Source organism: Pseudomonas sp. P4_B4, from assembly GCF_056402255.1.
Map to the genome: position 1 here is coordinate 1 of NZ_JBFUHS010000052.1, position 24,063 is coordinate 24,063.

The 24,063-nt window shown below is 60.9% G+C and carries 16 protein-coding genes; 2 read left to right on the forward strand and 14 right to left on the reverse strand.

Annotation, left to right across the window (positions count from 1 at the left end; genetic code table 11):
• Nucleotides 1-298: 298 nt before the first annotated feature.
• The 11 genes from hemE to AC1DVE_RS29680 all read right to left on the reverse strand — a co-directional run bounded on the left by hemE (nucleotide 299) and on the right by AC1DVE_RS29680 (nucleotide 16,099).
• The gene (gene hemE, locus AC1DVE_RS29630; protein ID WP_223457624.1) at nucleotides 299-1,366 is read right to left on the reverse strand and encodes a uroporphyrinogen decarboxylase; all 1,068 of its coding nucleotides are present in this window, start codon (nucleotides 1,364-1,366) and stop codon (nucleotides 299-301) included.
• 253 nt (nucleotides 1,367-1,619) lie between these two features.
• Complete coding sequence (locus AC1DVE_RS29635) at nucleotides 1,620-3,038, reverse strand: FAD-dependent oxidoreductase (protein ID WP_223457622.1); 1,419 nt, start codon at nucleotides 3,036-3,038, stop codon at nucleotides 1,620-1,622.
• Between the two features lie 32 nt (nucleotides 3,039-3,070).
• Complete coding sequence (gene gltB, locus AC1DVE_RS29640; RefSeq protein ID WP_223457619.1) at nucleotides 3,071-7,516, reverse strand: glutamate synthase large subunit; 4,446 nt, start codon at nucleotides 7,514-7,516, stop codon at nucleotides 3,071-3,073.
• 350 nt (nucleotides 7,517-7,866) lie between these two features.
• On the reverse strand, nucleotides 7,867-9,456 hold the full coding sequence (locus AC1DVE_RS29645; protein ID WP_223457617.1) for an AAA family ATPase: 1,590 nt from the start codon (nucleotides 9,454-9,456) through the stop codon (nucleotides 7,867-7,869).
• A gap of 10 nt (nucleotides 9,457-9,466) precedes the next feature.
• Nucleotides 9,467-10,567, reverse strand: coding sequence for a 3-dehydroquinate synthase (gene aroB / locus AC1DVE_RS29650; RefSeq protein WP_223457615.1), 1,101 nt, complete (start codon nucleotides 10,565-10,567; stop codon nucleotides 9,467-9,469).
• Between the two features lie 151 nt (nucleotides 10,568-10,718).
• Complete coding sequence (aroK, locus tag AC1DVE_RS29655; RefSeq protein ID WP_057712350.1) at nucleotides 10,719-11,237, reverse strand: shikimate kinase AroK; 519 nt, start codon at nucleotides 11,235-11,237, stop codon at nucleotides 10,719-10,721.
• Nucleotides 11,238-11,241: 4 nt separating this feature from the next.
• Complete coding sequence (locus AC1DVE_RS29660; protein WP_223457613.1) at nucleotides 11,242-13,311, reverse strand: type IV pilus secretin PilQ; 2,070 nt, start codon at nucleotides 13,309-13,311, stop codon at nucleotides 11,242-11,244.
• A gap of 13 nt (nucleotides 13,312-13,324) precedes the next feature.
• A complete protein-coding gene (locus tag AC1DVE_RS29665; protein WP_223457611.1) occupies nucleotides 13,325-13,852 on the reverse strand; it encodes a pilus assembly protein PilP in 528 nt (175 codons plus the stop codon).
• The gene (gene pilO / locus AC1DVE_RS29670; RefSeq protein WP_223457609.1) at nucleotides 13,849-14,472 is read right to left on the reverse strand and encodes a type 4a pilus biogenesis protein PilO; all 624 of its coding nucleotides are present in this window, start codon (nucleotides 14,470-14,472) and stop codon (nucleotides 13,849-13,851) included. The genes AC1DVE_RS29665 and pilO overlap by 4 nt, the downstream gene beginning before the upstream one ends.
• Complete coding sequence (locus AC1DVE_RS29675) at nucleotides 14,469-15,035, reverse strand: PilN domain-containing protein (RefSeq protein WP_223457601.1); 567 nt, start codon at nucleotides 15,033-15,035, stop codon at nucleotides 14,469-14,471. Before AC1DVE_RS29675 ends, pilO begins: the two co-directional genes overlap by 4 nt.
• On the reverse strand, nucleotides 15,035-16,099 hold the full coding sequence (locus AC1DVE_RS29680) for a pilus assembly protein PilM (protein ID WP_223457599.1): 1,065 nt from the start codon (nucleotides 16,097-16,099) through the stop codon (nucleotides 15,035-15,037). Before AC1DVE_RS29680 ends, AC1DVE_RS29675 begins: the two co-directional genes overlap by 1 nt.
• Before the next feature lie 217 nt (nucleotides 16,100-16,316).
• Here AC1DVE_RS29680 and AC1DVE_RS29685 point away from each other — a divergent pair, with 217 nt between their 5' ends.
• The gene (locus AC1DVE_RS29685; protein WP_411741774.1) at nucleotides 16,317-18,755 is read left to right on the forward strand and encodes a penicillin-binding protein 1A; all 2,439 of its coding nucleotides are present in this window, start codon (nucleotides 16,317-16,319) and stop codon (nucleotides 18,753-18,755) included.
• 130 nt (nucleotides 18,756-18,885) lie between these two features.
• Here AC1DVE_RS29685 and AC1DVE_RS29690 read toward each other — a convergent pair whose 3' ends face one another.
• The 3 genes from AC1DVE_RS29690 to rpmE all read right to left on the reverse strand — a co-directional run bounded on the left by AC1DVE_RS29690 (nucleotide 18,886) and on the right by rpmE (nucleotide 21,379).
• On the reverse strand, nucleotides 18,886-20,154 hold the full coding sequence (locus AC1DVE_RS29690) for a malic enzyme-like NAD(P)-binding protein (protein WP_095942355.1): 1,269 nt from the start codon (nucleotides 20,152-20,154) through the stop codon (nucleotides 18,886-18,888).
• Nucleotides 20,155-20,336: 182 nt separating this feature from the next.
• Nucleotides 20,337-21,125: a thermonuclease family protein gene (locus AC1DVE_RS29695; protein WP_223457595.1), complete on the reverse strand. Its 789-nt coding sequence runs from the start codon at nucleotides 21,123-21,125 to the stop codon at nucleotides 20,337-20,339.
• Nucleotides 21,126-21,160: 35 nt separating this feature from the next.
• Complete coding sequence (gene rpmE / locus AC1DVE_RS29700; protein ID WP_008047849.1) at nucleotides 21,161-21,379, reverse strand: 50S ribosomal protein L31; 219 nt, start codon at nucleotides 21,377-21,379, stop codon at nucleotides 21,161-21,163.
• A 206-nt stretch (nucleotides 21,380-21,585) separates the two neighbouring features.
• Between rpmE and AC1DVE_RS29705 the strand changes: the two genes are divergently transcribed.
• Nucleotides 21,586-23,805 carry a primosomal protein N' gene (locus AC1DVE_RS29705; RefSeq protein WP_223457593.1) on the forward strand — a complete coding sequence of 740 codons (2,220 nt, stop codon included), beginning with the start codon at nucleotides 21,586-21,588 and terminating at the stop codon, nucleotides 23,803-23,805.
• Nucleotides 23,806-24,063 lie beyond the last annotated feature (258 nt).

Consider the following 24,063-nt stretch of genomic DNA (forward strand, 5'->3'; position numbering starts at 1 on the left):
CCCCGCACAACCGCCGGATTTACGCAGCCTGATCTTTGACCACAAGAGCTTCGCGATTTATGGCTCGCTCGCCCTGATCGGCTTCGCCTTGTATCCGGTTCTTGTTCATCGGCTCGCGGTTTCGCTCCACGCTTCCTCCCCACACTCGGTCGCCCTCATGCAGTTGCGCTTCGCTTCGTTCGCTGTGGTCAGCTTACGGCGGGACTTTCACCCACAAGATTGCGCCCATGCTGGGCGCACCATAAAAAAGCCTGTCCGGCACGAGGCGGGACAGGCTTCTGGAAAACGGCGTCGACCGTTACTCGTGATATTGCGCCGACAATTCATGCACGGCACGCAGGAATGCACCGGCGTGTTCCGGATCGACTTCCGGCGTGATGCCATGGCCGAGGTTGAACACGTGGCCGCTGCCCTTGCCGTAGCTGGCCAGAATACGCCCGACTTCTGCGCGGATGGCTTCCGGTTTGGCGTAGAGTACGGTCGGGTCCATGTTGCCTTGCAGTGCGACCTTGTCGCCGACACGGGCGCGGGCGTTGCCGATGTCGCAGGTCCAGTCCAGACCCAATGCATCAGCACCGGCGTCGGCGATGCTTTCCAGCCACAGGCCACCGTTCTTGGTGAACAGGATCACCGGCACCTTGCGGCCTTCGTGCTCGCGGATCAGGCCGCTGACGATTTTCTTCATGTAGGCCAGGGAAAACTCCTGGTACGCCGCCGCCGACAGGTTGCCGCCCCAGGTGTCGAAAATCTGCACCGCTTGCGCACCGGCCATGATCTGGCCATTGAGGTAGCTGGTGACCGACTGCGCGAGTTTATCCAGCAGCAGGTGCATGGCTTGCGGGTTGTCGTAAAGCATGGCCTTGGTCTTGCGGAAGTCTTTCGACGAGCCGCCTTCGACCATGTAGGTCGCCAGGGTCCACGGGCTGCCGGAGAAACCGATCAGCGGCACGCGGCCGTTCAGTTCGCGGCGGATGGTGCTGACCGCGTCCATCACGTAGCCCAGGTCTTTCTGCGGATCAGGAATCGGCAGGGCTTCGATGTCGGCCAGGGTGCTGACGACTTTCTTGAAGCGCGGACCTTCGCCGGTTTCGAAATACAGGCCCTGGCCCATAGCATCGGGGATGGTCAGGATGTCGGAGAAGAGGATCGCCGCATCCAGCTGTGGATAGCGGTCGAGAGGCTGCATCGTGACTTCGCAAGCGAACGCCGGGTTCATGCACAGGCTCATGAAATCGCCAGCCTTGGCACGGCTGGCGCGGTATTCAGGCAGGTAGCGACCGGCCTGACGCATCATCCACACAGGGGTGACGTCTACGGGTTGCTTGAGCAGGGCGCGCAGGAAACGGTCGTTCTTCAGGGCAGTCATGTCGGCATCCGGAAAAAAAGTACGGGCATTTTCTCAGAGCCGGGCGCAAAAGGCACGGCAAGAGCGGAGGCTTTTGTCTATCGGGTCAATTTGTCGCAATGAAATACGAAGTTTAGCAACACCGCGAAACAACTGTGGGAGCGGGCTTGCTCGCGAATGCGGTGTGTCAGGCAACAAAACTGTCGACTGATACTCCCTCTTCGCGAGCAAGCCCGCTCCCACATTTTTACTGCATTCGGCTCAGGATCAGGGTTTAGACCCCCAGATAATCCAGAATCCCTTCCGCCGCATTACGGCCTTCGAAGATCGCCGTCACCACCAGGTCCGAACCGCGCACCATGTCGCCACCGGCGAAGATTTTCGGGTTGCTGGTCTGGTGCTTGTACTGACCTTGTTCCGGCGCCACCACGCGGCCCTGGCTGTCGGTCTGGATCTCGAACTGTTCGAACCACGGCGCCGGGCTCGGGCGGAAACCGAAAGCGATGACCACGGCGTCGGCCGGGATGATCTCTTCGGAGCCCGGGATCGGCTCGGGGCTGCGACGGCCACGGGCGTCCGGCTCGCCGAGACGGGTCTCGACCACCTTCACGCCTTCGACCTTGTCTTCACCGACAATGGCGATCGGCTGGCGGTTGTAGAGGAATTTCACCCCTTCTTCCTTGGCGTTCTTCACCTCTTTGCGCGAGCCAGGCATGTTCGCTTCGTCACGACGATAGGCGCAGGTCACCGACTTGGCGCCCTGGCGGATCGAAGTACGGTTGCAGTCCATCGCCGTGTCGCCACCGCCGAGTACCACGACCTTCTTGCCTTTCATGTCGACGAAATCTGCCGGCGACTTTTCAAAGCCCAGGTTGCGGTTGACGTTGGCGATCAGGAAGTCCAGTGCGTCGTACACGCCCGGCAGGTCCTCACCGGCAAAACCGCCCTTCATGTAGGTGTAGGTGCCCATGCCCATGAATACCGCATCGTATTCTTCGAGCAGTTGCTCCATGGTCACGTCCTTGCCGACCTCGGCGTTGAGGCGGAACTCGATGCCCATGCCAGTGAAGACTTCGCGACGATTGCTCAGTACGGTCTTTTCCAGCTTGAACTCGGGGATGCCGAAGGTCAGCAGACCGCCGATTTCCGGGTTCTTGTCGAACACCACCGGGGTCACGCCGCCGCGCACCAGCACGTCGGCACAACCCAGGCCCGCAGGCCCGGCACCGATGATCGCGACGCGCTTGCCGGTCGGCTTGACCTTGGACATGTCCGGGCGCCAGCCCATGGCGAACGCGGTGTCAGTGATGTACTTCTCCACCGAACCGATGGTCACCGCGCCGAAGCCGTCGTTGAGGGTGCAGGCACCCTCGCACAGACGGTCCTGCGGGCACACCCGGCCGCAGACTTCCGGCAGGGTGTTGGTCTGGTGCGACAGCTCGGCGGCCTGGAGGATGTTGCCCTCGGCCACCAGCTTCAGCCAGTTGGGAATGAAGTTGTGCACCGGGCACTTCCATTCGCAATACGGGTTACCGCAACCCAGGCAGCGGTGGGCCTGGTCGGCCGACTGCTGGGGTTTGAACGGTTCGTAGATTTCCACGAACTCTTTCTTGCGTTGACGCAACAGTTTCTTCTTCGGATCCTTGCGCCCGACCTCGATGAACTGGAAGTCATTATTCAGACGTTCAGCCATTTTAAAACCTCATCAAACTCTTCAGGCGCATATCACTGCGGGTTGGCACGGGTGCTGGAAAGCAACGACTTCAGGTTGGCAGCCTTGGGCTTGACCAGCCAGAAACGACGCACGTAATCATCGAGGTTCTCGGCGAGTTCACGACCCCACTCGCTGTCGGTTTCCTCGACGTACTCGTTCAGCACGCGTTGCAGGTGGCTGCGGTAGGCTTCCATCGCCTCGCCGCTGATCCGCTGGATTTCCACCAGTTCGTGGTTGACCCGGTCAACGAAACTGTTGTCCTGGTCGAGCACGTAGGCGAAACCGCCAGTCATGCCAGAACCGAAGTTGTAACCGGTCTTGCCCAATACGCAGACGAAACCACCGGTCATGTACTCGCAGCAGTGATCGCCAGTGCCTTCCACGACGGTGTGGGCACCGGAGTTACGCACGGCGAAACGTTCGCCCGCGGTACCAGCGGCGAACAGCTTGCCGCCGGTGGCGCCGTACAGGCAGGTGTTGCCGATGATGGCACTGTCCTGAGTGCGGTAGACGCTGCCCTTCGGCGGAACGATCACCAGCTTGCCGCCGGTCATGCCCTTGCCGACGTAGTCGTTGGCGTCGCCTTCCAGGTACATGTTCAGGCCGCCGGCGTTCCACACGCCGAAGCTCTGCCCGGCCGTGCCTTTGAAGCGGAACGTGACCGGCGCGTTGGCCATGCCCTGGTTGCCATGCTTGCGCGCGATTTCGCCGGAGATCCGTGCGCCGATGGAACGGTCGCAGTTGCAGATATCCAGGGCGAATTCAGCGCCGCTCAGGTCGTTGATCGCCGAGGTGGCCATGTCGACCATTTTCTCGGCCAGCAGGCCCTTGTCGAACGGCGGGTTGCGCTCAACGCCACAGAACTGCGGCTTGTCCGCCGGCACGTGGTCGCTGCCCAGCAACGGGGTCAGGTCCAGGTGATGCTGCTTGGCGGTCTGGCCTTCGAGGACTTCCAGCAGATCGGTACGGCCGATCAGCTCTTCGAGGGAGCGCACGCCCAGCTTGGCCAGCCACTCACGGGTTTCCTCGGCGACGTAGGTGAAGAAGTTCACCACCATGTCGACGGTACCGATGTAGTGATCCTTGCGCAGCTTCTCGTTCTGAGTCGCGACGCCGGTGGCGCAGTTGTTCAGGTGGCAGATGCGCAGGTATTTGCAGCCCAGGGCGATCATTGGCGCGGTGCCGAAGCCGAAGCTTTCAGCGCCGAGGATGGCCGCCTTGATCACGTCGAGGCCGGTTTTCAGGCCGCCGTCGGTCTGTACCCGGACTTTGCCACGCAGGTCGTTGCCGCGCAGGGTCTGGTGGGTTTCGGCCAGGCCGAGTTCCCACGGAGCGCCAGCGTATTTGATCGAGGTCAGCGGCGATGCACCGGTGCCGCCGTCGTAGCCGGAGATGGTGATCAGGTCCGCGTAGGCCTTGGCCACACCGGCGGCGATGGTGCCGACGCCCGCTTCTGCTACCAGCTTCACCGAGACCAGAGCCTTCGGGTTGACTTGCTTCAGGTCGAAAATCAGCTGCGACAAGTCTTCGATCGAATAGATGTCGTGGTGCGGCGGTGGCGAAATCAGGGTCACGCCCGGTACTGCGTAACGCAGCTTGGCGATCAGACCGTTGACCTTGCCGCCTGGCAGCTGACCACCCTCGCCAGGCTTGGCGCCCTGGGCGACCTTGATCTGCAGCACTTCAGCGTTGACCAGGTATTCCGGGGTCACACCGAAACGGCCGGTGGCAACCTGCTTGATTTTCGAGCTCTTGATGGTGCCGTAGCGCGCCGGGTCTTCGCCGCCTTCACCGGAGTTGGAACGCGCACCGAGGCGGTTCATGGCTTCGGCCAGGGCTTCGTGAGCTTCCGGCGACAGGGCGCCCAGCGAGATACCGGCGGAGTCGAAGCGCTTGAGCACCGATTCCAGTGGTTCGATCTCGCTGATATCCAATGGAGTGTCGAGGGTTTTGACTTTCAGCAGGTCGCGGATCATCGACACCGGGCGGTTGTCCACCAGCGACGTGTATTCCTTGAACTTGCTGTAGTCGCCCTGCTGCACGGCGGCCTGCAGGGTGTTGACCACGTCCGGGTTGTACGCGTGATATTCGCCACCGTGGACGAACTTCAGCAATCCACCCTGCTGGATCGGCTTGCGCGGGCTCCAGGCTTCGGTGGCCAGGGCTTTCTGCTCGGCTTCGATGTCGACGAAACGCGCACCCTTGATACGGCTCGGCACGCCACGGAAGCTCAGGTTGCAGACTTCCTCGGACAGGCCGATGGCCTCGAACAACTGCGCACCACGGTACGAAGTGATGGTCGAGATGCCCATCTTCGACAGGATCTTCAGCAAGCCCTTGGTGATGCCTTTACGGTAGTTCTTGAACACCTCGTAGAGGTCGCCCAGCACTTCACCGGTACGGATCAGGTCGCCCAGCACTTCATAGGCCAGGAACGGGTAAACGGCAGAGGCGCCGAAACCGATCAACACGGCGAAGTGATGCGGATCGCGAGCGGTCGCGGTTTCCACCAGGATGTTGGAGTCGCAACGCAGGCCTTTCTCGGTCAGGCGGTGGTGCACCGCGCCGGTAGCCAGGGACGCGTGGATCGGCAACTTGCCCGGGGCGATATGACGGTCACTCAGCACAACCTGGGTACGACCGGCGCGCACGGCTTCTTCAGCCTGATCGGCAACGTTGCGGATCGCAGCTTCCAGGCCGACGCTCTCGTCGTAGTTCAGATCGATGATCGCGCGTTCGAAGCCCGGACGATCGAGGTTCATCAGCGAGCGCCACTTGGCCGGGGAAATGACCGGCGAGCTGAGGATCACGCGCGAAGCGTGTTCCGGCGACTCCTGGAAAATGTTGCGCTCGGCACCGAGGCAGATCTCCAGCGACATGACGATGGCTTCACGCAGCGGGTCGATCGGCGGGTTGGTCACCTGCGCGAACTGCTGGCGGAAATAGTCGTACGGCGTGCGCACGCGCTGGGACAGCACGGCCATCGGCGTATCGTCGCCCATCGAGCCCACGGCTTCGTAGCCTTGCTCGCCGAGCGGACGCAGCACCTGGTCGCGCTCTTCGAACGTGACCTGGTACATCTTCATGTATTGCTTGAGCTGATCGACGTCGTAGAACGCCGAACCGTGGTCGTTGTCTTCCATGGTCGCCTGGATGCGCAGGGCATTCTTGCGCAGCCATTGCTTGTACGGATGACGGGACTTCAAACGGTTGTCGATAGCGTCGGTGTCGAGGATCTGACCGGTTTCGGTGTCCACGGCAAAGATCTGGCCCGGGCCCACACGGCCCTTGGCGATCACGTCTTCAGGCTGGTAGTTCCAGACGCCGATTTCCGAGGCCAGGGTGATGAAGCCGTTCTTGGTGGTGACCCAACGCGCCGGACGCAGACCGTTACGGTCGAGCAGGCACACCGCGTAACGACCGTCGGTCATTACCACGCCGGCTGGGCCGTCCCACGGTTCCATGTGCATCGAGTTGTATTCGTAGAACGCACGCAGATCCGGATCCATGGTCTCGACGTTCTGCCACGCAGGCGGAATGATCATCCGCACGCCACGGAACAGGTCGATGCCACCGGTGACCATCAGCTCCAGCATGTTGTCCATGCTCGAGGAGTCGGAACCGACACGGTTGACCAGCGGGCCGAGTTCTTCCAGGTCCATCAAGTCATTGGTGAACTTGGTACGACGGGCCACGGCCCAGTTGCGGTTGCCGGTGATGGTGTTGATCTCGCCGTTGTGCGCCAGGAAGCGGAACGGTTGAGCCAGCGGCCATTTCGGCAGGGTGTTGGTGGAGAAGCGCTGGTGGAACACGCAAATCGAGGTTTGCAGGCGCTCATCGCTCAGGTCCGGATAGAAGGCGGTCAAGTCCGCCGGCATCATCAGGCCTTTGTAAATAATGGTCTTGTGGGAAAAGCTGCAGACGTAGTGGTCGGTGTCAGCGGCGTTGGCCACAGACGAGCGACGACGGGAGGTGAACAGCTTGACGGCCATGTCCTGATCGCTCAGGCCTTCACCGCCGATGAATACTTGCTCGATCTGCGGCAGGCGCTCAAGGGCCAGGCGGCCGAGGACGCTGGTGTCGATCGGCACTTTGCGCCAGCCAACCAGCTGCAGGCCGGCGGCCAGGATCTCGCGGTTCATGTTCTCGCGAGCGGCTTCGGCTTTGACTGGGTCCTGGTTGAAGAAGACCATGCCCACTGCATATTGCTTGGGCATTTCGACGCCGAACGTTTCCCGGGCGATGGCTCGCAGGAACACGTCCGGCTTTTGAATCAGCAGACCGCAACCGTCACCGGTCTTGCCGTCGGCATTAATCCCACCGCGGTGGGTCATGCAGGTCAGGGCCTCGATGGCCGTTTGCAAAAGGGTATGACTGGGCTCGCCCTGCATATGGGCTATCAGGCCGAAACCGCAGTTATCCTTGAATTCATCTGGTTGGTACAGACCTGCTTTCATAGACGCTTTCTCACCAGGCTGCCTCTTTTCGAGGCAAATTTCTTTTCAATTCAACCACTTGCCATCCGCGCCGAACGTACGCCAGCTTTGCGGGAGCAAAAGGGAGGTCATTGTACACACCGACACTTGGCCCCACAAATTTGACGACGAAATGTCGCAAATCTATGTCGCATTTGTGAAAGGTTTAAAGCGATCTGCTGTGCTAGTCAAAACTTTTTTTAATTTTGACCGCTACGACTCAAAAGCTACTATGACGCAGACACCACAAGGCACGCAGCCCGGAAGGCGGCGCGCACTTGTAGAAATTTTGAGGTGCTTGGAGAGGCGGCCTGGGTAAGGCCGCCGAATCTTCAGCGAGTTGTTGCCAGTTCCTGTTGGACGCTGGCGACAGTGCGAGGCCAAGGTTTACCAGCCTGAACCTTCGCTGGCAAGGCCTTGATGGCAGTTACGGCTGCATCGCGACTGGCGAAGTTACCGTAGGTGATGACGTAAAGCGGCTTGCCGTTGAGGACTTTCTTGAAGTAACGGTACTCGCCGCCCTGCTCCTTGACGAAGTTTTGTGCGGACGCTTCGGAGCTGGTGCCAAGGATTTGCACCACGTAGTTGCCCGGTGCCTGACCGGCGTACCAGGTGCCGCCAGCAGCCTTGGCCGCCGGAGCCGGTTTCTCGGCAGGCTTGGCCGCCGCAGCAACGGCTGGCTTGGCTGGGGCTGGAGCAGGTTTGGCCACTGGAGCAGGCGCTGGCTTGGCGGTAGCGACCTGAGTCGGCGCAGGCGTTGGCTTGGCCGCTGGCGTCGGCGCAGGGCCGGCAGGAACGCCCACAGGCGGCGCAGTGGTGGTCACCGTCGGCGGTGTGGCGCTGGAGCCTTCGACCGGCACGCCGTCGTCGCCCTCGGTAATGCCACCCGCCGCTTCAGCCAGCGGACCGCGCATGACCGGTTGCGAGTTACCGACCAACGGCAATGGCATCGGCTGCGTGTTGCCGGCGAATTCGACGGCCGGAGCACCGCCATTTGCTGTTGGCTGCCCCTGACCAAGCGGTAATTGCGCCTGTTCGTTGGCCGGTGCACCTGTGGTCGGTGCCTTGTTGCGACCCGGCATCAACCAGGCGGCAGCTACCGCGACCACGACGACGGCGGAAATCGCCAATACGTGTTTCTTCGGCATATTGAACCCCATTTTTGGACGCTTCACCGCTGAGCGGCTGGCAATCATGGCTTCGATCATTGCATCGCGGGCAACCTGGTTGATGTTGCCAGGCCAACCGTCGGAGCTTTCGTGAATATCAGAGATCTGATCCGCGGTGAAAAGTTCGATCCCCCGACCCGCCCCCTCAAGCCGTTGATCCAGATATTCGCGAGTCTCTTCTTCGGTGTAGGGCTGCAACTCGATGACGTGAAAACGCTCTTCCTCAAGGTGCAAAGCATCAAGCTGAGCGATCAGCGACGACTCGCCGAACAGGAACACATGGGGCCGCCCTTCCGGCGCACCAGCAGCCAGGGCCATCAAGGCCTCGAGCGCAGATTCGTCGAGCTGCTCGGCATCATCCACCAGCAAATAGACTTCCTGACCGGTCAGCGCAAGCTGCACCACCTGACCCAGGATCGTGTCGATCTCGGCGTGGGCCACGTTCAGCGCCTGGGCGACCTGGCGCAGGATGCCCGCCGCATCACCGGCACCACGGGCGGAAACCACCACACTCTGTACCGATTGCTTATTGGTGCTGGCCACCAGGGCCTGGCGCAGCAGAGTCTTGCCACTGCCCTGAGGGCCAGTGACCACCAGCAACAACTGGCTATAACGCGCCAGGTGATGCAGTTGCCCCAGCACGGGTTTGCGCTGGGCCGGGAAAAATTTGAAGCCAGGCACCCGTGGAGCAAAAGGGTCATGACTCAACTGGTAATGGCCGAGGAAAGCCTCGTCGGCATGCAAACTAGTCATCGTGTTCTTATTAACCTTTAAGCTGGGCCAGGGCGCGGTAGTCTGCCCCCAGCGTGGCCTGTAGAACCTCTTTCGGATAATCGTCGGTCACCACCGCTTCGCCCATGTGGCGCAGCAGCACCAGGCGCAAACGACCGTCGATCACTTTTTTATCAATGGACATATGTTCGAGGAAATCGGCTTCTGTCATCTCTTCCGGCGGAATGACCGGCAGCCCCGCACGCTGGAACAGACGAATGCCGCGATCACGCTCCTGCTCGCTGATCCAGCCCAGTCGCGCGGACATTTCCAGCGCCATTATGGTGCCAGCAGCCACCGCCTCACCATGCAGCCATACACCATAGCCCATGTGGGTTTCGATGGCGTGGCCAAACGTGTGGCCCAGGTTCAATGTGGCACGAACGCCCGTCTCTTTTTCATCGGCACCGACCACCGCCGCCTTGGCTGCGCAGGAGCGTTCGATGGCATAGGTCAGGGCTTGCTGGTCCAGATTGCGCAGGCGGTCGACGTTGTCTTCGAGCCAGGTCAGGAACGGCTCATCGCAGATCAGCCCGTACTTGATGACTTCGGCCAGCCCGGCGGACAGTTCCCGCGCCGGCAGGGTATTGAGGCTGGCGGTATCGATCAGCACCACGTTCGGCTGATAGAAGGCGCCGACCATGTTCTTGCCCAGCGGATGGTTGATCCCCGTCTTGCCACCCACCGAGGAGTCGACCTGCGACAGCAGCGTGGTCGGAACCTGAATGAAATCGACGCCGCGCTGGTAGCAGGCGGCGGCAAAGCCGGCCATGTCACCGATCACACCGCCGCCAAGGGCGATCACCGTGGTGCGGCGGTCATGCCGGGCGGTCAGCAGACCATCGAAAATCAGTTGCAGGGTTTCCCAGGTCTTGAAGGCTTCACCGTCCGGCAGTACCACGGAAATCACCGAGAACTGCGCCAGGCTGCGGGTCAGACGCTCGAGATAGAGCGGCGCAACAGTCTCGTTGGAGATGATCGCTACTTGCCGTCCGCGAATGTGCGGGGCCAGCAGCTCAGGCTGATCCAACAAACCTTCGCCAATATGAATCGGGTAGCTGCGCTCGCCTAGATCGACCTTGAGTGTCTGCATGTGTCCCCACAGTGAAGATGGAATCAGGCGTTCTGCCTTGAGTTAACGAATATCCACGGCCTCTGCTGGTGTGACGCCGTTCCGTAGCCAACCGCCACAACCTTGAGCGGTCATGGCGGGACGCCGAGGATAGCGCATTTCGCGCGACGCTTTAACGGGGTGGCAACTGCTGCAAGCGCTCTAGAATGTCGAGTACGACCATTCGTGGCGGCCGCTCATCGGTTTCGACCACCAGGTCGGCAATTTCCCGATAAAGCGGATCGCGGATCGCCAACAGATCCCGAAGGGTCTTGGCCGGATCGGCGGTACGCAACAATGGCCGATTGCGGTCGCGGGACGTGCGGCCGACCTGCTGCTCGACCGACGCATGCAGATAAACCACCCGCCCACCGGCATGCAGTGCCCGCCGATTGGCTTCGCGCATGACCGCGCCCCCGCCTGTCGCCAGCACCACACCGTCGCAATCGCACAGCTCGGCAATCATTGCCTGCTCGCGATCACGAAAGCCCGGTTCGCCTTCTTTATCGAAGATCCAAGGGATATTGGCGCCCGTGCGCAATTCAATTTCCTTATCGGAATCTTTGAATGGCAGGCGCAGCTCTTTGGCCAGCAACCGGCCGATGGTGCTTTTTCCAGCACCCATCGGTCCAACAAGAATCAAATTTCGCACAGAATCAATGACTCACAGCAATCGCCTGATTATTCATGATACGCGGAGTGAGGAATACCAACAGCTCGGATTTTTTCTCCGAAACCACATCACGCCGGAAAAGGCGGCCAAGATACGGCACATCGCCAAGAAATGGCACCTTATCTACAACCTTGCTCTGAGTATTTGAGAAAACACCGCCAATGACGATGGTCTCGCCATCGTTGACCAGGACCTTGGCGTTAACTTCGTTTTTCTTGATGGGCGGTACATCCTGGACCTTGTTCAGGAAGTCCGGTTCGTCCTTGGTGACCTTGACCTCCATGATGATCCGGTTGTCGGGCGTGATCTGCGGCGTCACCTCCAGCGACAGCGAAGCCTCCTTGAACGACACCGAAGTCGCGCCGCTGGAACTGGCTTCCTGATAGGGAATCTCGGTGCCCTTGAGGATTTTCGCGGTTTCCTTGTCGGACGTGACCACCTTGGGTTGCGAGACGATTTCCCCGTTACCGGTTTTCTCCATCGCCGTCAGCTCCAGGTCCAGCAAGACGTTATCGGTGATGAACGCGATGCCGATTCCCGAGGTGTTGTTGGCTACGCCCATGTCGACGAACGGTGAGTTGGTGCTGGTACTGCCGGGCGTGCCAATGGTCGATGACCCATTGAGTCCATTGCTGACGCCGGAGGTGTTCCAGTTGCCCTTGTTCTGTATCGAACCGCCCCAGCGCACCCCGAGGCTTTTGTCATAGTCGACGTTGGCTTCGACAATGCGCGCCTCGATCATGACCTGACGCACCGGGATATCCAGTTGCGTGACGATCCTGCGCAGCTCATCAAGCCGGTCCTGGGTCTGGTAGGCAATGATGTTGTTGGTGCGCTCATCGACGGTGATCGACCCCCGTTCGTCGGGTTTCGCTTCGGCACTGGTCACCGACTGGAAAAGCTTGGCGATGTCCGCCGCCTTGGCGTAATTCACCTGCAACAATTCCCGACGCAACGGCGCCAGATCGGCAATCTGCTTCTGCGATTCCAGCTCCTGACGCTCACGGGCAGCAATTTCATCGGCCGGCGCAACAAGCAGGACATTACCGACCTTGCGCTTGTCCAGCCCCTTGGTTTTCAGCACCAGATCCAGCGCCTGATCCCACGGCACGCTCTGCAAACGCAGGGTAATTCCCCCCTGGACAGTGTCGCTGGCCACCAGATTGAGGTTGGTGAAATCGGCGATCAGTTGCAGCACCGAGCGCACATCGATGTCCTGGAAATTCAGCGAAAGCTTCTCGCCGCTGTAGGCTTGTTGCCTGGCATTGCGCTTTTGCAGCTCGTCGACCGTCGCCGGGCGAACGCTGACCGTGAGCTTATTGTCAGTCTGATAGGTCGAGTAATCGAACGTGCCACCGGGTTCAATGCTGATGGTGGCTCGATCGCCGCTCGCGCTGGCATTGACGAACTGCACTGGCGTGGCGAAATCCTTCACGTCCAGACGCACGCGTAATGGCTCGGGCAATCGGGTTTTGGCAAATCCGACGATGATCTTGCCCTCGCGCTCTTGTATGTCGGGCGCAATCGATGGATCCGACAAGTCGATCACCACGTTGCCTTCACCCTGGGTTCCCCGTTGGAAATCCACACCCCGAATGGCCTTGCCTGCCGTCGCGGCGGCTCGTGCCGGAACCGGCATTGCTGCGGCCGCCGGCCTGGATGTCGACGGTTTGACTCCCTGCCCGACAACTACCAGCAAATTGTTGCCTTCAATTCGCGAGTCGTACGGGGCCGGCCGGGTCAGGTTGATGATCAATCGCGTACGGTCCCCGGCCTCCACCACCGTTGCACTACGGGCATTTCCACTGCCGAGATCGCGAGTCTTGCTGGCCAGCTGACTGGCGACACCCGGTAAATCCAGGGCAATCCGAGCCGGCGACTCCGTCGTGTAGCCGCGGGGCACCGGGGGCGGCTCATCGAACGACAACTTCAACTCGACACGGTCACCCGGCAGCGCAGCGACATCCAGCGCCTTGAGATTGGCCGCTTGTACCATCGGCGACAACAACGCTATCCATAGCGAAAGGCCGACGGTGGAGAGAATCCTGTTCATTATTGGAGTTCCACTATGAGTGCTCTTTCAAAGGGATGGTCCGGGGACGCTCCAGCCACGCGCCCTGACCATCAGGGACAATTTCAACCACATCGACTTGCGAGCCACTGATCGCAACGATCCGTCCGTCGTTACGCCCCAGGTAATCGCCGACTTTCAGCCGGTGCACCCCACCCGCCCCGCGCAGCAGGGCATAGGAGCCCGTTGCATTGGAAAGGGTGCCGACCATTTCAAACTGCTCGATGTTGAAGCCTTCGAGGTATTGCCTGACCCGCCCTGGGTCGGGTTTGACGTTACGCGAACCCCGCCGCTGGGCCGCCAGATCAGTGCTGATTTGTGGCGAAAACGGGCTGCGCAGATTCGCCGCGTTGTAAGTGAATGTCGGGTAAGACCGGAATACCGGCGTTGGTTCAATCCTGCCCGGCCCATGCAGGCGCATTTCGTTCATGTACGCGTCCAGATCGGTGTAGTCATCGCCTGCGCCACAACCGGACAGGGCAGACAGCAACACCACCACCGAAAAACAACGTGCCGGGCTCATTGATGCTGTCCCTTGTCGTTGTAGCGGTAGGTCTTGGCGAGGATGCTCAAGCGCAGTTTCGGACCACCCTCGGGGCTGACGGGGGCAAGGTCGAAATCGTGCAAGGTGACGATTCGCGGCAATCCGGCCACACCACTGACGAAGGTGGCCAGGTCGTGGTAATCCCCGGTGACCGTGATCTGGATCGGCAGTTCGATGTAGAACGGCTGGGCGACCTCCGGCAGCAACTTGATCTCTTCGAACTCCAGGCCACTGCCCAGGCCCGTACGCGTGATGTCTTCCAGCAAGCCGGGCACTTCGGTGTCGCCGGGCAGTTGCCGCAACAGCACGCCGAAGGCGTTCTCCATCTCCTTCAACTGCCGGGTGTAGAGATCCAGATTCGCCGCCATGCGGGCTTTGTCGGCGAACTGTTCCTTGAGTGTCGACTCTTCCTCGCGCTTGAGATCGAGCTGGCTCACAAGGTCGCGAGTGGAAAAGTTGTAGCCCAGGGCCAGCACCAGAAGCACGAGCAAACCAGCCACCAGAAACTTGATCGCCGGCGGCCAGGAACCCATGTTGCTGGTATCCAGGTCATTGATGTCGATCTTGCGCAGCCCTTCGAACCATTCGGACGGACTCATTTGCCCCCCTCCGGTGTTGCGGGCTGAGTCTGGCGAACGGTTAACCGGAAGACGTTGGCCTGCTCCACCTGGCCGACAGCTGTAGCCTTGACTTCGGTCAGGCTCGGCGCATCGAACCAGTCCGATGCCTCGAGATTGCGCATCAATTCTGAAACACGGTTGTTGGATTGCGCAGCGCCGGTGATGGACAAGGTCTTTGCGGTCATTTTCACTTCGGTGAAATACACGCCGTCAGGCAGTGCTCGCGCCAACTGGTCAAATATTCGCCCGCTGATTTGGCGATTGCCTTGCAGGTCCTGGATGATGCGCATGCGCTCGACCAGTTGCTGACGGCGCGCCTTGAGATCATTGATCTGTTTGATCCGCTCATCGACCACGGCGACTTGCTTGCCGATGTAATCGTTACGGGCGACTTGCCGGTCGATGGCGCCGCTGATGGCCTGGTTCGCGACCAGCACCGCGCCCATCGTGCCCACCATCACGGCCACCAGGACCAGCAGGAAGCGCTTGCGGCGGACTTCACGCCGCTCCTCGCGCCAAGGTAAAAGGTTGATCCGTGCCATCAGTCGAAGCTCCTGAGGGCCAGACCACAGGCGATCATCAGCGCCGGGGCATCACTCGCCAGGGCAGCACCATTGACCTTGCTGCCCAGAGTCATTTCGCAAAAAGGGTTCGCGACCTGGGTCGGCGTACCCAATTGCTGCTCGATCAAACCGTCCAGCCCCGGGATCGACGCGGTACCGCCGGCCAGCAGGACATGGTCGACGGCGCTGTATTGGCCTGAGGCAAAGAAGAATTGCAACGAGCGCGACACCTGCTGCACAAGTGCCTCTCGAAATGGCTGCAAGACCTCACCGGCATAGTCATCCGGCAGGCCGCCCTGCTTTTGCGCCAGCCCCGCCTGCTCCAGCGTCAGGCCATAGCGACGCTGGATTTCCTCGGTCAACTGCCGACCGCCGAACAGTTGTTCGCGGGTGTAGATAATCCGCCCGTTGTGCAGCACGCTCAGGGTGGTCATGGTGGCACCGATGTCCACCACTGCGACCGTCAAAGGCTCCCCGGAAACCGCGAGCCGGCTGGCCAGCAATTCGAATGAACGCTCCAGCGCGTAGGCCTCGATATCGACCACGCGGGCGGTCAACCCCGCCAGGGCCAGGACTGCCTCGCGGACTTCGACGTTTTCCTTGCGACAAGCGGCGAGCAGTACGTTGACGCGATCCGGATTGCGCACGGAGGTGCCCTGGACTTCAAAGTCGATCGCGACTTCGTCCAGGGGATAAGGAATGTACTGATCAGCCTCGATCTTCAGCTGGCTTTCCATCTCGTCCTCGGAAAGACCGGCATCCATCTCGATGGTCTTGGTGATCACCGCTGAGCCCGCCACGGCCACGGCCACGTTCTTTAGACCGGTTCTGGCCTTGGCCAGCGCGCGCGCGAGGGTCAGCCCCACGCCTTCGAGCTCGGCGATATTCTTTTCGATCACCGCGCCGACCGGCAACGGCTCGACCGCATAGGCCTCGACCCGAAAGCGCTCACCCTGACGGCTCAACTCCAGAAGTTTCACCGAGGTGGAGCTGATATCGATTCCCAAGAGCGTATTGGATTTTTTGTTGAAGAGTCCTGGCACTACCAATTCCCTATGACTTTCCGTGAGTTACGGACTCTGCAATATCCATTGCGTTCAATCCACCCGTCTTGACAGCAGCGCCAACCGCGCTCCCGATCAGAAAAATGCTTATAATGCCCAGCGTTTTTTTTCCGCATTTGCTCAAGCGCGGGTTGTTCTCATTTAGCCTGAACCCTGTTGCCCAATTCATTTTTACCCTGGATATCCAAAAGCCTTGATTCGTCTGCTGAAGTTTTTCGGTTGGTCCATCGTCGCGGTTTTCTGCGGACTCCTTCTGGGTCTGAGCGGGGCGTACCTTTACCTTAGTCCCGGACTACCGTCCGTGGAGGCGCTGAGAAGCATCCAGTTGCAGATCCCTTTGCGGGTCTACAGTAGCGATAACAAGTTGATTGCAGAGTTCGGCGAAATGCGCCGCACACCGATCCGTTTCGCCGACATTCCCCCCAATTTCATCAATGCGTTACTAAGTGCTGAAGACGACAATTTCGCCAACCACTACGGCGTCGATCCGAGCAGCCTGATGCGTGCCGCGACCCAGCTGATCAAAAGCGGACACATCCAGTCCGGCGGCAGCACGATCACCATGCAGGTGGCGAAGAACTTTTTCCTGTCCAGCGAACGCAGCTTTTCGCGCAAAACCACCGAGATCCTGCTGGCCCTGCAGATCGAACGGCAGCTGACCAAGGACGAGATCCTCGAGCTGTACGTCAACAAGATCTATCTGGGTAACCGTGCCTACGGCATCGAGGCGGCGGCGCAGGTCTATTACGGCAAATCGATCCGCGATGTCAGCCTGGCGCAGATGGCTATGATCGCCGGCCTGCCCAAGGCGCCGTCGCGTTTCAACCCGCTGGCCAACCCGGCGCGCAGCAAGGAGCGTCGTGACTGGATCCTGGGGCGCATGTACAAGCTCGGAAAAATCAGCGAGGCCGACTACACCACTGCGGTCAACGAACCGCTGAATGCCAGCTATCACGTGCCGACCCCGGAAGTGAACGCCCCGTACATCGCCGAAATGGCCCGTGCCGAAATGGTCGGGCGTTATGGCAGCGACGCGTATACCGAAGGCTTTCGCGTCACCACCACGGTGCCGAGCGACCTCCAGGAACTGGCCAACACTGCGGTCCATGAAGGCCTGATGACCTATGATCAGCGCCACGGCTATCGCGGGCCCGAGTCGCGGCTGCCGGGCAAGACTCGCGAAGCCTGGGCAACCGAGCTGACCAAGCAACGCACCATCAGCGGCCTGGAACCGGCCATCGTGACCCTGATCGACAAGAACGGCCTGCAAGTGCTGACCCGCACCGGCCAGGAACACGTGAGCTGGGACACCATGAAGTGGGCCCGGCCGTTCCTGAATACCAACAGCATGGGCGCCAACCCGAAACAACCATCGGACGTAGCCCAGGTCGGCGATCTGATTCGCGTGCAGCGTCAGCCGGACAATTCGCTGAAGTTCAGCCAGATCCCGCAGGCCCAGGGCGCGCTGGTATCCCTGGACCCACAGAACGGTGCCATTCGTTCGCTGGTCGGCGGCTTCGCCTTCGAGCAGAGCAACTACAACCGCGCATTGCAGGCCAAGCGCCAGCCGGGTTCGAGCTTCAAACCGTTCGTCTACGCTGCCGCACTGGATAGCGGCTACACCGCCTCCAGCCTGGTGAACGACGCACCGATCGTGTTCGTCGACGAGTATCTGGACAAGGTCTGGCGTCCGAAGAACGACACCAACACCTTCCTCGGCCCGATCCGCCTGCGTGAAGCGCTGTACAAGTCGCGCAACCTGGTGTCGATCCGCCTGCTGCAAGCGATGGGCGTCGGCAAGACCATCGACTACATCACGCGCTTCGGCTTCAACAAACAGGACCTGCCACCCAACCTGTCCCTGGCACTGGGCACCGCGACCTTGACGCCAATGGAAATCGCCACCGGCTGGAGCACTTTCGCCAACGGCGGCTACAAGATCACCCCGTACATCATCGACAAGATCGAAAGCCGCAACGGTGACACGCTGTTCGTCGCCAATCCGCCGAGCGTGCCTCAGGGCGGTGCAGCCAGCGATGGCATTGCCGTGCCCGCCCCTCAAGCCTTCACGGTCAACGCAACGCCAGGCGAAGCCCCGGGCACTACGCAGGCGCCACAAGCACCCGCCGTGGCCGAACGCGTCGTTGACGGGCGCACCACGTACATCCTCAACAGCATGCTTGAGGACGTGATCAAGCTCGGCACCGGTCGCCGCGCGCTGGCCTTGGGCCGCCCTGACATTGCCGGCAAGACCGGTACGACCAACGAATCCAAGGACGCCTGGTTCTCCGGTTACAACGCCGATTATGTGACGACGGTGTGGACCGGTTTCGATCAACCGGAAAGCCTGGGCCGCAAGGAATTCGGCGGCACCGTCGCGCTGCCGATCTGGATGAACTACATGGGCGCCGCGCTCAAAGGCAAACCGCCGCATACGCAACCGGAGCCGGAAGGCATCCTCAGCCTGCGAGTCGATCCGATCAGCGGCCGCGCAGCCAGCCCGGGCACGCCAGGGGCCTACTTCGAATTGTTCAAGGTCGAAGATACGCCACCGTCGGGGAACGAACTGGGTAACGGCCTGGCACCTGGCAGCCCGCTGCCAGCGGATGAAGCGGCGCCGATCGATTTGTTCTAGAGGAGCAGCTGCAAGCCACAAGAAGAAGCTAGTGGCCCGCACCTGCTTTTAACTTGCAGCTTGTAACTTGCCGCTTTGAGCCCATAAAAAACCCCAGCACTTGGCTGGGGTTTTTTATGGGCGACTGCTTTTATCCGTTGAACACGTCATCCACGCTTTTCAGCGGGTAGTTCTTCGGATACGGCAGGGTCGCCACACCGGTCTCGATGGCGGCTTTAGCCACGGCATCGGAGATCAGGGTGATCAAACGGGCATCCATTGGCTTCGGAATGATGTACTCACGACCGAATTCCAGCTTGATGCCGCCGTAGGCATCGCACACTTCCTGAGGTACTGGCAGCTTGGCCAGTTCACGCAGGGCGTTGGCCGCAGCCACTTTCATTTCTTCGTTGATGCGCTTGGCGCGAACGTCCAGGGCACCACGGAAGATGAACGGGAAGCCCAGTACGTTGTTGACCTGGTTCGGGTAGTCGGAACGACCGGTGGCCATGATCACGTCGTTACGGGTGGCGTGCGCCAGTTCCGGGGCGATTTCCGGATCCGGGTTGGAGCAGGCGAACACGATCGGGTTAGGCGCCATCGACAGCAGGCCTTCAGCGCTCAGCAGGTTCGGGCCGGACAGGCCAACGAACACGTCAGCGCCTTGCAGGGCGTCAGCCAGGGTGCGCTTGTCGGTCGCGTGAGCGAACACAGCCTTGTACTGGTTCAGGTCGTCACGGCCGGAGTGGATCACGCCGGTACGGTCGACCATGTAGATGTTTTCGATGTTGGCGCCCATGCTCACCAGCAACTTCATGCAGGAGATGGCGGCGGCGCCGGCACCCAGGCAGACGATCTTGGCTTCCGGCAGGGTTTTGCCAGCGATTTCCAGGGCGTTGATCATGCCGGCCGCGGTCACGATAGCGGTGCCGTGCTGGTCATCGTGGAATACCGGAATATCGCACTGCTCGATCAGAGCGCGTTCGATTTCAAAGCACTCTGGTGCCTTGATGTCTTCCAGGTTGATGCCACCGAAGGTGATGGAGATGCGCTTGACGGTGTCGATGAAGGCTTGCGGGCTTTCGGAGTCGACTTCGATGTCGAAAACGTCGATACCGGCGAAGCGCTTGAACAGCACGCCTTTACCTTCCATCACTGGCTTGGAAGCCAATGGGCCGAGGTTACCCAGGCCGAGAATCGCGGTGCCATCGGAAATGACTGCAACCAGGTTGCCTTTGCCGGTGTACTTGTAGGCCAGTTCAGGATCGCGGGCGATCTCGCGGACTGGTTCGGCTACGCCCGGGCTGTAGGCCAGCGACAGGTCGCGAGCGGTAGCAGTGGCCTTGGTGAGCTCGACACTCAGCTTCCCTGGACGAGGATTGGCGTGATATTCGAGAGCGGCAGTTTTCAGATCAGACATTTTGGCATTCCGCTTTTACTGTTGGACAGACTGGTCAGCGAGGATACGCGCCTCGCAAAGTCCCCACAAGACTGACCGGTCACCCCTGTCAAGCGCCCGGCCCTACGACTTTGGGCCAAGAGCCACGGAACACAAGGGATAGACTGTTCACAATCGACAGAAAAAATGTCTACAATTCTTTATCACTGCGCCGTTTGAAGCATCGCCGGGTCGGTCAAGGGCAACATCCAGCGTGCCTGACCCTCCTTGAGACCGCCACGCCGCGAACGATCCAGGACCCAGCCGCGCGCCTCGATTTGCTTGCCCTCGAGCCTTTCCAGCGTAGCTGCATCGAACCGCCCCAGGAGATTGGGCGCAACGCGCAATACAACCGAATCCTGTAACTCGATCCAAACCCCGCCACGATTGCGTTGAACCTTGCTCACACGACCGCTGAGCACGGCAAAACCGGAAGTGCTGATCTGCTCCGCTTTCAGTACAGGCGACTGGCGCCATACACCGAGCCCAGCCTGGCGGGCGCTGCGTTCCGCAGCTTGCTGACAGGCGACAAGATCGACATTCGGCGCCACGGCCACCTGGAAACCCAGGCCTTCGGCGAGCATTTGCGCTTCAAGGTTGGCGCCATCGGCACCGTAGACATGGGCCAGGGTGCGACCGTAATGGTCTTTGCTTTCTTTACCTGGCAGCAAACCAACCTGCCCATCACTCGCCGCCACCAGGGCTTCGAGCCGCTTGCGCGCGACCACGGCGAACGGTTCGTCAGAGCGGCCATTCTTGCCTAGCTCCGGCGTGTTCAAGCCGATCATGCGCACATTGCGGCCATCGCTCAGGCGCAGGGTATCGCCATCCACCACCCGCTGCACCGCAACGGGCGTCAGGCCGCTTGGCGCCGGGCAAAACGCCTGGGCGCTGGATAGCCAAATCGCGGACACAAAAAAGGCGCCCGCGAGGGACGCCTTTTTCATCAGCATGGAAAAACCGGAACGGCTTCCCAAGTTGATTGGCCTTAGGCCTTTTTCGCGCCGAAAGCACCGAAACGGTCGGCGAAGCGCTGAACGCGGCCGCCAGTGTCCAGAGTCTTCTGCTTACCGGTGTAGAACGGGTGGCATTCGTTGCAAACGTCGATCGCCAGGGCTTTGCCGAAGGTCGAACGGGTTTCGAACTTGTTGCCGCAGCTGCAGGTAACAGCAACTGCTGGGTATTCTGGATGGATATCAGCTTTCATGGTGTCTTCCTCAGGCTAGCGTGCCGCCACCCAACACTATTGTTGAATACCGCACGTAATTAGGCCGCGGATTCTACCAGACAATCCCATTCACGCAAGCTGTCCCTGAGACCGACCGTCTGCTAGGCTCCCGGCCTCAAGCGCATTCCCACAATTGATCTGCGTCCACCCCTTCTTTTGTTGCCTGCTAATCGAGATCCCCCCGCGTGCCCGACGCCATTCTGCGCCTCGCCCTGCCTTCGCCGCTGCGCCGCCTGTTCGACTACCGCGCTCCGGCCGGCGTCCTGCGCGCCCATCTGCATCCTGGCATGCGCCTGCGGGTGCCGTTCGGCCGACGGGAGATGATCGGTATTCTGGTGGAAGTCACCGACACCAGCGAAGTACCGGTAGAGAAACTCAAGCCGGCCCTGGCCCTGCTCGACGCTACGCCACCGCTGCCGCCGGCGCTGTTCAAGCTGTGCCTGTGGACGTCCCAGTATTACCAGCACAGCCTCGGCGACACCTTGAGTTGGGCGCTGCCGGTTTTGCTGCGCCAGGGTGAGCTGGCCGAAGCACGCCAGGAGCGTTTCTGGTCCGCCGCGCCGGGGGCCAGCCTCGACGATCCGCGCATCGCCCGCGCCCCGCGCCAGCGCGAAGCCCTGGCCACGCTGGCCCAGCATCCCCATGGCGTCGCCCATCAATTGCTGAGCAAACTGATGCTGAGCAAGGACAGCCTGGATTTGCTGCTGGCCAAGGATCTGGTGCAGGTCGAGATCCGCCGGCACGCCCCGGGCGCACGCCACGAACACTGGCTGGCGCAACCGGAACTCCCGCTGAATCCGGAGCAGCGCGCCGCCTATGAGGCGATTCGCGCCGGCTTCGACAGTTATCACGCGTTCCTGCTGGCCGGCGTCACCGGCAGCGGCAAGACCGAAGTCTATCTACAGTTGATCCGCGAAACCCTGGAGGCCGGCAAGCAGGCGCTGGTGCTGATCCCGGAAATCAACCTCGGCCCGCAGACCCTGGCGCGCTTCGAACAGCGTTTCAATGCCCGTATCGCGCTGATCCATTCGGCGGTCAATGACCGCGAACGCCTCGAGGCCTGGCTGGCCGCCCGGGACGGTGAGGCCGATATCATCATCGGCACCCGCTCGGCCCTGTTCACACCAATGAAGAACCCCGGCCTGATCATCATCGACGAAGAGCACGACGGCTCCTATAAACAGCAGGAAGGTTTGCGCTACCACGCCCGTGATCTGGCATTGGTGCGGGCGCGACAGGAAAACATCCCGATTGTCCTCGGCTCCGCCACCCCTTCGCTGGAAAGCCTGCACAACGCCTACACCGGCCGCTACGGGCTGCTGCGCTTGACCGAGCGCGCCGGCGGCGCCAAACAGCCACGCTTCCTGCGTCTGGATGTCAAAAGCCGCCCGCTGGACAGCGGCATTTCCGGGCCGATGCAACAAGCCATCGGCCAGACCCTGGCCGCCGGACAACAAGTCCTGGTATTCCTCAACCGCCGCGGCTTCGCCCCGACCCTGCTATGCCATGACTGTGGCTGGATGTCCGAATGCCAGCGTTGCGATGCACGGATGACCGTGCATCAGCGTTACGGCGAGTTGCGCTGCCACCATTGCGGCTACGTCGAACGCGTGCCGCGCCAGTGCCCGAAGTGCAACAAGGTCGATCTGCGCCCCGTTGGCGCCGGCACCGAACGGGCCGAGGAGCGCCTGGCGATTCTGTTCCCGGACTATCCGGTGCTGCGGGTCGACCGCGACAGCACATCGCGCAAGGATGCGATGAACCAGTTGTTCGCAACCATTCAAAAAGGCCAGCCGTGCATCCTGATCGGCACGCAGATGCTTGCCAAAGGTCACCACTTTCCACGGGTGACGCTGGTGTCGATCCTTGACGCCGACGGTGGCCTGTTCTCCGGCGACTTCCGCGCCAGCGAGCGCATGGCGCAGCTGATCGTCCAGGTCGCTGGTCGCGCAGGTCGCGCCGAAGAGCCGGGCAAGGTGATTATCCAGACGCACCTGGCCGACCATCCGCTGCTGGTGCAATTGACCGAGCAAGGCTATTTCGCCTTTGCCGAACAGGCCTTGAGCGAACGTCGTGCGGCCGGATTGCCGCCGTTTGCGCACCTGGCGCTGCTGCGGGCCGAGGCGCATAAACCGGGTCAGGCCGAAGGTTTCCTGGATGAGGCGTGCAGCGAGGCGGAGCGTTTGCTGGTCGAGCAGAATCTGACGGGGATCGAATTATTGGGACCGGTCCCCGCACCGATGGAGCGCCGGGCCGGGCGTTATCGTGCGCAGCTGTTGTTGCAGGCTACGGCGCGGGCACCCTTGCATCGATTGCTGGCCAGTTGGTTGCTGGTGCTGGAGCAGATGCCGAGCGGGCGGGCGGTGCGCTGGTCTTTGGATGTTGATCCCGTAGATCTATATTGATTTTGAGATCGCTTTCGCGAGCAAGCCCGCTCCCACATCTATGGTTACCCCCTTTTCTGCAATACTGTTGTTGATGTCGTGTTTGGCTTGCTTTCATCTATCCGGCGTCTGAGTTGGGGTTGTCGCCCCGCGCCTCGATGAGAATCGATGCCCAACGACCCTAATTAGTGGAACGGCCTTTCAGCCGTGTGAGAGCCCAGGGTTGTCGTCAGGCCGGTTGGCCGTTCACGTCATCAGTTATCCAGCATCGCAAAACCA

Bases quoted from the DNA above. Each gene is read 5' to 3' on its own strand.
- hemE (WP_223457624.1), bottom strand. From the start codon at position 1,366: ATGACTGCCCTGAAGAACGACCGTTTCCTGCGCGCCCTGCTCAAGCAA.
- AC1DVE_RS29635 (WP_223457622.1), bottom strand. From the start codon at position 3,038: ATGGCTGAACGTCTGAATAATGACTTCCAGTTCATCGAGGTCGGGCGC.
- gltB (WP_223457619.1), bottom strand. From the start codon at position 7,516: ATGAAAGCAGGTCTGTACCAACCAGATGAATTCAAGGATAACTGCGGT.
- AC1DVE_RS29645 (WP_223457617.1), bottom strand. From the start codon at position 9,456: ATGACTAGTTTGCATGCCGACGAGGCTTTCCTCGGCCATTACCAGTTG.
- aroB (WP_223457615.1), bottom strand. From the start codon at position 10,567: ATGCAGACACTCAAGGTCGATCTAGGCGAGCGCAGCTACCCGATTCAT.
- AC1DVE_RS29660 (WP_223457613.1), bottom strand. From the start codon at position 13,311: ATGAACAGGATTCTCTCCACCGTCGGCCTTTCGCTATGGATAGCGTTG.
- AC1DVE_RS29665 (WP_223457611.1), bottom strand. From the start codon at position 13,852: ATGAGCCCGGCACGTTGTTTTTCGGTGGTGGTGTTGCTGTCTGCCCTG.
- pilO (WP_223457609.1), bottom strand. From the start codon at position 14,472: ATGAGTCCGTCCGAATGGTTCGAAGGGCTGCGCAAGATCGACATCAAT.
- AC1DVE_RS29675 (WP_223457601.1), bottom strand. From the start codon at position 15,035: ATGGCACGGATCAACCTTTTACCTTGGCGCGAGGAGCGGCGTGAAGTC.
- AC1DVE_RS29690 (WP_095942355.1), bottom strand. From the start codon at position 20,154: ATGTCTGATCTGAAAACTGCCGCTCTCGAATATCACGCCAATCCTCGT.
- AC1DVE_RS29695 (WP_223457595.1), bottom strand. From the start codon at position 21,125: ATGCTGATGAAAAAGGCGTCCCTCGCGGGCGCCTTTTTTGTGTCCGCG.
- rpmE (WP_008047849.1), bottom strand. From the start codon at position 21,379: ATGAAAGCTGATATCCATCCAGAATACCCAGCAGTTGCTGTTACCTGC.